This is a genomic window from Methanosarcina sp. UBA5 (assembly GCF_002505485.1).
Taxonomy (GTDB): domain Archaea; phylum Halobacteriota; class Methanosarcinia; order Methanosarcinales; family Methanosarcinaceae; genus Methanosarcina.
On record NZ_DAVG01000092.1, the window covers coordinates 1 to 10,154 of the forward strand.

Sequence of the window (10,154 nt, forward strand, 5' to 3'; positions counted from 1 at the left end):
TTAAAAGGTTCTAAATTAAAAGACTCTAAATTAAAAGACTCTAAATTAAGATAGACGTTTGCTATACCAAGAAGATATATTCTGCTTTTCAGGATTTGGTTCTTAAAATTGTATCGATTTCCAATCTGAATCTGACAGGCCTGCAAAATGACAGCAGTTTTAATGATAAAACATAATTATTCGAAAAGTAAGGCAAGATATGATCACAAATCTTGCTTTTACTAGTTAATTGATTCCAAGATAAGTCCCTTGTTTAACGGGAAATTTATTAATCGATGACAAATCGGAAACCAAAGTTTAATGAACATACTTTGGAACCGCAGCACTAGAAATATCGGTAAGGAAAGTCCTTACTGGTAAGAAGGATCTTCTGTATCTGCTTTTAATACGTGAGATTCTGCTTTTAATACGTGAGATCCTCTTGCCTTAAACTTAACATTTTAATTTGCTTTCAATTTGGCATGTTAATTTTAATATTTTTTCGCTTTTTTATCAGTAAACTATATTTTCGAAGTTACTCTTCCTGAGCAGGAGGTTCCAAAAAAGCAACAATCGAAGCGTTCTGCGGTATAAGAGGAAGATAATCAACATAACCAGAACCTTCCAATCTATAAGGTTCGTCTGCAAAACCATCTCCATTATTATCGGAATGAGTCTGTGAGAAACCGTCACCTGAAGGGGTTACCCAGCAGTTACCACCCAGAGAAGGGCCGCCTACAATGTTTATTCCAGTTATTTTTGTAGTGTTAAAGATGTTTACTGTTTCATCAGAGACATTTACGTTCACTGTATTGTTAAAAATATTATTAGTGATGATACATGGAGCATCAACAATATATAGTCCATTATCACAGCCTGTAATTCGATTTCCACTAACTGTCAGGGTTTCAAACATGAGATCAAAGGCGTATACTCCTGTTTCGCAGTTGCAAATCTCATTATTAAGAATAGACTCGCTTCCGCTGTACATATAAAAGCCAATATCTGCAGCCATACTAAAGTTAGATATTTTGTTATTTTGAGCCGTGCAGTAAAAAGCGCCGTTTGTACCTTCATTGCGGTCAAACGAGAAACAAATACCTGAAGATCTCCCTGGACCTCTTATGTCAAAATTTTTTATTGTAACGTTACTTTCATAAATATTGAAGGCGTTGTTTTTAGCTTTAATTATTGATTTATGTGGACTGCTTGACATTATAGTTAGATTTGCAGTTGAGATATCAATATCTCCATCGTATGTTCCAGGTTTTACAATTATTGTATCTCCGGAATGAGAGTTATTTACTGCTGTTTGAATCGAGTTTCCAGGCTCTACATAAATAGTTTCAGCAGAAGCACTGCAAGTGATAGCTTGAAGTGAAAGCAATACTGCTAATATCACCAACATAATTTTTTTTGTTTCCCGCAAGACAAAACCCCGATAAAGTTCTCTAGTACTGATGAAATCCCTGTATTGATGAAATTTCTTAGTCTATTCGCTTTGATTTAGCTTCAAGAACTTAGTTATCATCAAGAATCTAGTTGATTATCAAATAACTAGTTATCCAGAATTTAATTAATTCTCAAGTAATTAATATTCAAATTCTCAGATTTGTAATCTAATTTAATTACTATCCGAGCTGCAGTACTTTATTAGAGAGGATAAACGTTTTGAGCTGTTCACTATAGATGACAACTTCAGTCTGTAAGATATAAATAATATATAATTTTTCCTATTTATTCCCTCATATCTACTAATGTTGTTTTAAATAATCTTAAGTACTCATTATTTCACTATATTTCCACCCAGTAACATCAATTTTAATTTAACAATTATCTCAATTGGGCTAATTCCAGCCTTTGAATCCCAACAATTCTTCAGCTGGCTTATTCTTTTGTTTAATTGCAGGAAATTACCGGAAGCAAGAGAGCCAGAAGACTATATAAAAAATAACTGAACTGTAAGATAAATATTTATAGTCAGTGAAAGTAGCTTATATCAACAAAAAAAATAAAAAATTTCATAGTGGGGGAAAAACATGAAAATCAGAGTCGTTAGCTCAAGAGAAGAAATCTTTACATTAAATCCTAATGAGCGCATTGTTCACCTGGCTTTCAGGCCTTCGAACAAGGATGTATTTGGACTGGTTGAAACCTGCCCGAAGATTGATGTAATCCAGTTACCTAAATCCTACATGGGCACAATCTCAAGGTCCATAGAGATGTTCCTTGAAATGCAAAAAATCCAGCTTATCGAAGGTGATGTCTGGGGCCATAGGAAAGACATTAATGAATACTACACCGTTCCATCCTCAGTTATTGAGAAAATAAAAGAAATGAAAATCGAAGGTAAATCCAATGAAGATATTGAAGCAAAGGTTTCAAGGGAAAACAAAATCAATCCTGAAATGGTTGCTTATATCATGAACAAGGAAGCTCCTGCCTGAGTTCGTACACGATAAAATATCTTTAAATTTTTCACTGGAGATTTGACCATACCCAGAAATAGTCAGAAAGGTCTCAGGCCTTTCAGGGACATACGTTTATTCCCTGATCTCCAGCTTAAGTTTTCCATTTACAGAGGCTCTGGAAAGTTCCCTGGCTTAAAATTTAGCCTATATTTCCCACTTCAGGGAATTCTACAGGGACATTTTCCTTTTTCTCACTGCAACGTTTTACCATTTTTTGTTGAAATTTTTAATTGAACATTTAATTCTTTCAATCCTGTATCTGTTCAAAAAAGTCCAGTACCTGTTTAAAAAGTAGGTTTTGGAATCTTGATCTCCTTACTATGAAACCCGTTTTCGTCGAGTGTAATAATTCTCAGAAAACCTTTTTTTTCAGGGCATAGGTTGAATGTTCTTCCGTTCTCAATGGGAAAATTTTCAGGATTTCTATGGCCGTGAACCTGGTAAGTGTTCTCATTCGTGTTTTTGTTGAAACTTGCAGCAACCAGATATACATCTTCGGGCTCGCCCACGCCGTTAATCATCTGATCGGCTCCGACAAAAACCAGATTTTCAGGAAGGCTGCTCAGGCCTCCGTGAGTTACGAGCACGTACCTATTATAAAATTTATAATAAATACATGGATTTAATTTTTTATGTAAATTGAGAACATAATTTTTTGTAACGCCTGCCAGCTTCATTTCTGGCACATAATATCGAGTATCTGCAAACTCGGAGACCTGGGTTTGTTCTTCACCTTCTACCAGCCTGCAAAAACTTTTTTCGTGGTCTCCTTCGAGCAGGATTACATTATCCCTGCACATAACGGAGGTCAGAAACTTAATAATTTCAGCATTATCAGCATTTTCAACTCCGCTGCCTGTGTAATCTCCCAGGAAGATATACAGGTCGCTGTCGTTTAACCCGCATGCAAGATATTGCATAAGAGCCTTGTAATTTCCAGCTATATCGCCGATGTGATGGATTTTTCTGTAGTGGGAAAAATCAAAAGGCTTGTACCGAATTTTTTCATAAAATTCTTGCGGCTTTATTACCGTAACAAATGACGGCACCGTTTGCCTATTTATTATGGAGTACAGTTCGTCAATTACAGTTTCAGGCACAATTTCGTATTCAGGCCTTTTTCTGTTTCGCTCCTTTGCAATTTCAAGAGGAATCTCGGAAAAATCAACACAGATAGCTGTATACCTGTAAGTTCTGATAAGCTTCCTGTATTTCGCAATATCTGCATTTCCGGCATTCGTCGCGTCGAGAACTGTGAAATCCCCATCTTCCATACGGGATTTAATGAGAGAGTAAATAAGTCCCCAGACCCGATGATTAATTTTTTGAGAGATTATAGGTCTTCCGGTAACAGAGAGTACAGGCGGCTTAAGGAGTAGCCGAACACTGTCTGAAGAGATGGTGTAAGGCTCAAGGTTATTTTCCCTGACAAAAGTTGATTTGCCGGAGCCAGGTATTCCTCTCAAAAACACCAGAGACCTCATATCATACCTCAATACCCTATATGCTAGTGATACCTGAATTAATATTACTACTGATTTTTATAATATTTAATTAGATAATTTTATGGTATCTATTCTCAAATAGGTACAGGGGAGAATCGTGGATAGGGAGTTTACGAGATGCAAGCTAATCTCTGGGGTTTTGCTACTTAACGGGCATGACCGCAAGAAAGACACAGGTACGCGGGACTCCTCCAGATTTTTATGGTGAAATATATGACAAACCACAAGGAAATCGATTATATCCTGCCTGGCAGGGCAGAATCTTACTGGATGGCAACCACGCCTGAATCCAGATATCCTCCTCTTTCCGGAGATGTTCGCGTGGATGTAGCAATTTTAGGGGGTGGGATGGTGGGCATTACAACTGCCTACCTTTTAAAGGAAGCAGGAGTGCCGTCGGTGGCAGTGATCGAGGCGGATCGAATTATTACAGGAGTTACAGGTCACACGACTGCAAAAGTCACCTCTCAGCACAGCCTGATCTATGATCGCCTGATTTCAAAATTTGGAAAAGAACAGGCGCAACAGTACGCAGAATCCAATCAGGCAGCCATAGAAAAGATAGCTTCTATCGTAAGCTCAAAAAGCATAGCCTGTGACTTTGTCCGTAAGCCAGCTTATGTTTATGCCGGCTCTGAAGAATCAGTTGGAAATATCCATAACGAGGTCGATGCAGCTCAAAGCCTTGGGCTCCCGGCTTCATTCAAAGCTGACCTGCAGCTACCTTTTAAAACATACGGCGCAGTTCGTTTCGGCAATCAGGCGCAATTTCATCCCAGAAAATACCTCTGTGCTCTTGCAAGGGAGATTGAGGGAGACGGCTGCCATATTTTTGAAAAGACGAGAGCATTAAAGATTGAAGGGGATGGCCCTGTAAATATAACAACGGATAAGGGAACAATTAAAGCACAAAAGGTTATCCAGGCAACCCATTTCCCAATTCACGATAAACCCGGAATGCTGTTCCAGCGCCTTTACCAGTCCCGTTCATACGTACTCGGGTTTCGTATTGAAGAGCCTTTCCCGCAGGGAATGTTTATTAGTGCCGAGGAGCCTGTCAGATCTCTACGTTCCCAGCCTGCCGAGGAAGGTGAACTAATACTTGTATCAGGGGAAGGACACAGGACCGGAGAGGGAAACGAAATTGACCATTATATAAACCTTGAGAAATGGATCAGGTTGGTCTACTCGGTCAATTCCATTGATTACCATTGGTCAACCCAGGATGTCATAACCGTTGATCACGTTCCTTACATTGGCCGGCTAACCTCAGATAACGAAAACATGTTTATTGCAACAGGGTTTAGGAAATGGGGCATGACCACAGGTACAGTTGCAGCAATGATTCTTACAGATATGATCCTTGGGCAGTCTAACCCTTGGGAAGAGGTCTATAACCCTTCGCGATTCAAACCTCTTGAATCGGCTAAAACCTTCTTTTCTCAGGTTGCTGAAGCGACTAAAGGCCTTGTGGGAGATCGAATAATTCCTGTTCATGAAAAAGCTTCGCAGATTTTGCCTGGAGAAGGTGCAATTGTCAAAATCGAAGGTGAAAAGGTTGCAGCATACAGGGATGAGGCAGGAGTGCTCCATAAGCTTGATCCTTCCTGCAGGCACATGGGATGTATTGTTTCCTGGAATAATGCAGAAAAGACCTGGGACTGTCCGTGTCACGGCTCCCGCTATAGTGCAAAGGGGGAGGTAATCAAAAGCCCTGCAGTGTACGGGCTTCTGGAAAAGAAAGCAAATGAGTAAAACTGATATCAAGATAATCAGAAGACTTATGATAAAAAGGTTCATGTGGGAGAAAGTAATAGTCCAGATGGACTGAGATAATTAACAGAAGAGCACTCCGCCTCTTAAACATCAAAATTTTTGTTAGATACTTTAATTAACTCATAGATTAATGCATATCTAAGGAAAAAAGGACAAATTTCTTCTTTTATTGGGAGAAAAGTAGCAAGGCCTCAGGTAAATTATAAGTAAATTCTACTTGACTGGAAATGACTCCTACAGACCCTCTTTATCTTGGTATCCTTATTCTCACAGGTTTTTTTACGGGTATTGTCTCGGGCATGCTCGGTATTGGTGGAGGCTTTATCATGTCTCCTGTTCAGTACTGGCTTTTGCAGGAGACCGGTCTCCAGCATGACATTGCAATAAGGATAGCTTTTGGGACAACCCTTTTTGTGGTTTTGCTAAATGCCATTAATGTTGCTCATATTTACCATCAAAAGAATGCAGTACTTTGGAAACAGGCAACAATAATAGGGGTTTTCGGATCAATCTTCAGTTTTGTGGGAGCAGCTGTAGCTTCTTACTTACCGGCTTCTACCCTTAGCAAAATTTTTGGAATTGTAGTTCTAATTGGTGCAATTAGAACTTATTTGACTTCTGCTGTTACAGAAAAAGAATATATTAGCTCTAATCCATTACCTTATGTATTTTCAGGTATTTTCATAGGCTTTTTTTCTGGTCTTTTAGGGCTTGGAGGAGGAGTGATTGGAATTCCAATCATGCTAATTTATCTTCATTTAGATATGAGAAAAGCCGTAGGAACCTCAGCCGCAGTAATAATCTTTACTTCTTTTAGTGGATCAATCGGATATATAATCAATGGCTGGGAAAAGGCCGGACTCCCTCCTTATTCTATTGGATATATAAATCTTCTAAATTGGATTTTACTCGCATTTCCGGCGTTTCTTGCAGCACGAAATGGGGCGAAAATTGCCCATCTTATAGACCCCGAACATTTGAAGCATCTTTTTATAATTTTAATGATCTATATAGGGCTGAAAATGATAGGAGTTATTGATCGTATCTTTACATATTGAGCTCATTGCAAAGCCGATTTTACTCTCAAAATGAGTAAAGTTTCAGAACTATTTTCCATGATCTAGAACTCAATTGATTATTCAGAATGCGAGATTCAGAGAAGTAATTTTGAGTTTTGGGATCAGCTCCATATCTAAATACTGTTATTTATTGAGTTATGATTTATGGAATGCCACTACTTTAGTCATTTCCAATTTTGCCAGGCATAGATCACCTGTATGTAGTTTCAGAGAGTCAACAAACTGTGCAGGGACGTCTGCAGTCAGAGTCTTGTTGCATCTAACAAGTGTAAGTGTAATTCGCTTTTTTGGTCCCTTATTGATTATATTATTAACACGAACAGAGTAAGTATTTTCATATTGATTTTTAGAGTTGGAGTCCGGTAAAAGAAGAGTTATGTTCTCAGGATGAATTCCCCAGGAAACTTTATCTCCAGGTTTAAATCTCTGAGTTTTTATCCTTATACTCAGATCTTCGCTTTTTAACACTGTGCTTTTTGACTTTTCGTCACATTCTTTAACATAAGCATCATCGAAAATATTGGAAATCCCAACTAATTCTGCCACATGCAAATTATTAGGATAATAGAATATTTCTTCCGGGGTTCCGAACTGCTGAGCTTTCCCCCCATATAAGACAAGAATCTTATCAGCCAGCTGGAAAGCTTCTTCCAGATTGTGAGTGATAAACAACACAGGTATTCCAATCTTGGTTTGCAAATTTTTTATTTTTTCTGCAAGTTTGGTTCTTATTTCTAGATCAAGAGCAGAGAAAGGCTCATCCAGAAGCAAAATTTCAGGTTTGGGAGCCAGTGCCCTTGCCAGAGCAACTCTCTGTTTCTGCCCACCTGACAGCTGGGATGGATATCGGGTCTCCAACTCCTCAATATGAAGAAGGCTCAGCATTTCCATAACCCTTTCTTCTCTGGCTTCTTTCTCCCAGCCTTTGAGCCCGCATTCTATGTTCTTTTTTACACTCATGTGAGGAAAAAGAGTATAATTCTGGAAAACATAGCCCAAATTGCGTTTCTGAATTGTAAGATTGATTTTTTTTTCTTTGTCGAAATAAATTTTATTTCCTACTATTATTTTTCCCTCATCAAGATCCGTTATCCCGGAAATACATTTAAACAATGTGGTCTTTCCTGATCCTGAAGGCCCAAAAAGTACGACAAGTTCGTTTTCCATTTCAAAGCTGACATCTAATGTAAAGGATTTCTTAATACTCTTTTTTCCACGGCGATCAGTTTCATTATATTGTTTTTTAAGGTCAACTTTAACGCCCAAAATTATACCTCTAATTTTCCTACGAATCGTCCGGTTAGAGATACAGCCAGCAGGGATATAAAAATAAGGATTAAGACAAGAGTCTGAGCAAGTTCATCATTACCTGCCTGAAAAGCGCTGTATATTGAAATCGACATCGTATTCGTTTTTCCCGGGATGTTTCCTGCCAGCATAAGGGTTGCTCCAAATTCTCCAACAGCTCTTGCAAAACTGAGTACTAGCCCTGCCAGTATGCCTCTTTTTGCAAGAGGCAATGTTATCAGGAGAGCAGTTTCAATCTCACTTCTTCCAAGAATATAAGCTGCGTATTCAAGTTCCCTATCTACTGCTTCAATGCCTGCTTGGGCAGCTTTAACCATAAGAGGAAGAGAAACTGTGTAAGCTGCAATGACTGCTGCCTGCCAGGTAAACATAATCCCTGTGCCAAAAAAGTTGTAAATGAAGTGGCCAAGAAATCCATTTCTACCTACAAGAATAACCAGAAGATAACCAATTACGGTAGGCGGAAGAACGAGAGGAAGTGTTACTAACAGCTCTGCAAGTTCTTTTCCGCGGAAATCACGCCTCGCAAATATATAAGCTATGATTACGCCACTGCAAAGGACTAGAATGGATGATATGGTTGCTATCCAGAGTGTGAGAGATAAAGGAAACCATACCTTGTCCAACATAATTATCAGTCTTTTATTTTTGGATAAACGTATGCAAGAGATAACTAAATGTTTATTAAACCGGATTATTATAAGGCAAAGATTTTTTAGCAGAGCATTCTACATTATGGAAATTAAGTATTCAAAATAAATCCTAATTAATAAGGTCCCCTTGCTAAAGATACATTATGAAGTAAAATTATTTCACACTCTGCAGATATCCGCGATCTTATTTACTTGCCTTTTTTAAGCTATCGCTAACAAAACTGAGCAACTATTAATAGACTTCTGCAGAGTGGACTGACGCTATTTACTAATTTTCATGCACGAAGCATGAAACGGAAATTGGGGATTAATCTATACCGATCATCACATTTGAAGCCTTGACTATTGCGTATACTTCGCTTCCTTCTTTTAGCTTCAGATTTTCAGCTGAGGCCTTTGTGATGATGGAAGTCATTTCTGCTCCGCCAGGCAATTCTATTACAATTTCAGAATTGACCGCACCTGCTACAACCTTTTTAACCTTACCTTTTAAAACATTGCGTGCACTTAATTTCATTTCCTTACTCCTCCATTCAAGTGTTAATAAAAACACTTACCTTTTACATGTGTTCTGTTCGATAATATAATTTGCGTTTATATAAAACAGTTCTATTATATATAACACAAATTCTCCTTCGACTTTCACAGATGTAAAATTAATTTATAGATTTATTTATTAGTGCCTATTGAATGTTATTTTAGTTTTAAACTTCTTCGATATTAAGAAATAGATAATATCGTTATGTACAGATGTAGGAAATGAATTATGCCAATTTTAAGTGATTAATTTCTTAGTTTACGATTTTCATATATTTCGAAAAGGCATGAGCCCGTAGTGAAAAAGCTTTCACCCAATTCCAGATTTTTTTATCTTGGCCGTTTTCGTAAATTATTGATCAAATCTGATAAACGTGTATATTTACCATTTTTGGGGAAAAGTTGTAGAGATTCTTGTGATATGGCTTTTTATAACTCACTGACAGACCTTTATTGAGAATAAATAGCGTTCAAAGATAATTATATATTATAGCTTTTATATAATTAGAGCCACAATATATTATCTTACGCTCATGTTCAATAATAATAACGGTTGAACCCATTGGGGGGTGTATACGTTGCAAAAAAACTCACAATTAGAAAAAGAAACTATGAAAGAAATCATGAAGCAGGTAAAGGATCCTGAGCTGCTTTCACAGATTGAAAAAGTAGTCCCCTTTCACGGCTTCCTGACCTCCGGGGCATTAATCGGTATCCAGATGCTCAATATCGCAAGACGGGAGCTTGATGTCCGGGACGGGGAGCGCATATATGTGACCTGCGAAACGAAAAGTTGCATGCCTGACCCATTCCAGATCCTTGCTGGAGCTACCATCGGAAACAATG

General features: G+C 38.0%; 9 protein-coding genes. 4 read left to right on the forward strand and 5 right to left on the reverse strand.

Annotated features, from left to right (window positions below; all coding sequences use genetic code 11):
- Positions 1 to 514: 514 nt before the first annotated feature.
- Positions 515 to 1,408 carry a NosD domain-containing protein gene (locus BP621_RS10125; RefSeq protein ID WP_292389548.1) on the reverse strand — a complete coding sequence of 298 codons (894 nt, stop codon included), beginning with the start codon at positions 1,406 to 1,408 and terminating at the stop codon, positions 515 to 517.
- 610 nt (positions 1,409 to 2,018) lie between these two features.
- Here BP621_RS10125 and BP621_RS10130 point away from each other — a divergent pair.
- Entirely contained in the window at positions 2,019 to 2,426 is a 408-nt protein-coding gene (locus tag BP621_RS10130; RefSeq protein ID WP_292389549.1) for a DUF1699 family protein, read from the forward strand.
- 308 nt (positions 2,427 to 2,734) lie between these two features.
- Here the strand turns inward: BP621_RS10130 and BP621_RS10135 are convergent, their stop codons facing one another.
- Complete coding sequence (locus tag BP621_RS10135; RefSeq protein ID WP_292389551.1) at positions 2,735 to 3,922, reverse strand: AAA family ATPase; 1,188 nt, start codon at positions 3,920 to 3,922, stop codon at positions 2,735 to 2,737.
- 246 nt (positions 3,923 to 4,168) lie between these two features.
- Here BP621_RS10135 and BP621_RS10140 point away from each other — a divergent pair, with 246 nt between their 5' ends.
- Positions 4,169 to 5,710 carry an FAD-dependent oxidoreductase gene (locus BP621_RS10140; RefSeq protein ID WP_292389552.1) on the forward strand — a complete coding sequence of 514 codons (1,542 nt, stop codon included), beginning with the start codon at positions 4,169 to 4,171 and terminating at the stop codon, positions 5,708 to 5,710.
- Positions 5,711 to 5,958: 248 nt separating this feature from the next.
- Positions 5,959 to 6,789: a sulfite exporter TauE/SafE family protein gene (locus BP621_RS10145; RefSeq protein ID WP_292389553.1), complete on the forward strand. Its 831-nt coding sequence runs from the start codon at positions 5,959 to 5,961 to the stop codon at positions 6,787 to 6,789.
- A gap of 156 nt (positions 6,790 to 6,945) precedes the next feature.
- Here the strand turns inward: BP621_RS10145 and BP621_RS10150 are convergent, their stop codons facing one another.
- The 3 genes from BP621_RS10150 to BP621_RS10160 all read right to left on the reverse strand — a co-directional run bounded on the left by BP621_RS10150 (position 6,946) and on the right by BP621_RS10160 (position 9,288).
- Positions 6,946 to 8,076 (reverse strand): ABC transporter ATP-binding protein, encoded by a 1,131-nt coding sequence (locus BP621_RS10150; protein ID WP_292389554.1) that lies wholly within the window; start codon positions 8,074 to 8,076, stop codon positions 6,946 to 6,948.
- A gap of 2 nt (positions 8,077 to 8,078) precedes the next feature.
- On the reverse strand, positions 8,079 to 8,756 hold the full coding sequence (modB, locus tag BP621_RS10155; RefSeq protein WP_292389558.1) for a molybdate ABC transporter permease subunit: 678 nt from the start codon (positions 8,754 to 8,756) through the stop codon (positions 8,079 to 8,081).
- Between the two features lie 322 nt (positions 8,757 to 9,078).
- The gene (locus BP621_RS10160; protein ID WP_292389555.1) at positions 9,079 to 9,288 is read right to left on the reverse strand and encodes a TOBE domain-containing protein; all 210 of its coding nucleotides are present in this window, start codon (positions 9,286 to 9,288) and stop codon (positions 9,079 to 9,081) included.
- A 598-nt stretch (positions 9,289 to 9,886) separates the two neighbouring features.
- Here BP621_RS10160 and BP621_RS10165 point away from each other — a divergent pair.
- Positions 9,887 to 10,154, forward strand: a 268-nt coding sequence (locus BP621_RS10165; RefSeq protein ID WP_292389557.1) for an FmdE family protein, incomplete at its 3' end; no start/stop codon positions are given.